Annotated in this window: 2 tRNA genes and 1 rRNA gene; all 3 read left to right on the top strand. The window is 50.6% G+C overall.

The annotated features are described in order from the left end of the window. The first annotated feature begins 58 nt into the window (after positions 1-58). The 3 genes from rrf (at position 59) to RH46_RS05570 (ending at position 395) form a co-directional block, all read left to right on the top strand. A 5S ribosomal RNA gene (rrf, locus tag RH46_RS05580) occupies positions 59-174 on the top strand. A gap of 32 nt (positions 175-206) precedes the next feature. Beyond that, positions 207-283 (top strand) — tRNA-Asp (locus RH46_RS05575). A gap of 35 nt (positions 284-318) precedes the next feature. Beyond that, a tRNA-Trp gene (locus tag RH46_RS05570) sits at positions 319-395 on the top strand. Positions 396-551 lie beyond the last annotated feature (156 nt).

Raw genomic sequence — 551 nt, 5'->3', positions numbered from 1 at the left:
CAAGAACGAATTGAATGTGTCGAGAACACAATAACAGCTTTCCAGATTAAAGAATTTGCTTGGCGACCATAGCGATTTGGACCCACCTGATTCCATGCCGAACTCAGAAGTGAAACGAATTAGCGCCGATGGTAGTGTGGGGCTTCCCCATGTGAGAGTAGGACATCGCCAGGCTTTAAATTTAGACTTTAATGTCTAACCAGTGCGGAGCGGTAGTTCAGTTGGTTAGAATACCGGCCTGTCACGCCGGGGGTCGCGGGTTCGAGTCCCGTCCGCTCCGCCACTTATTCGAGAGTCGTCTCATTAAACACGAACAACAGGGGTGTAGCTCCAATTGGCAGAGCAGCGGATTCCAAATCCGCGTGTTGGGAGTTCGAATCTCTCCACCCCTGCCATACTTAAGAAGGCTCTAGTCGAAAGACTAGGGCCTTTTTGCTTTCTGTAATGCGTAGGTTTAATACTAATTCGCAAAGCAGCGGATTCCGCCGATACCCAAAGAATGCGCGTGTTGGGAGTTCGAATCTCCGGAGTGCCGACCTAGTCCACCCCTG

Origin of the sequence: Vibrio brasiliensis LMG 20546, assembly GCF_000189255.1 — a bacterium.
GTDB lineage: Bacteria > Pseudomonadota > Gammaproteobacteria > Enterobacterales > Vibrionaceae > Vibrio > Vibrio brasiliensis.
The sequence above is the reverse complement of the archived record's forward strand: the minus strand, read 5'-3'. Positions and strand labels throughout refer to the sequence as shown.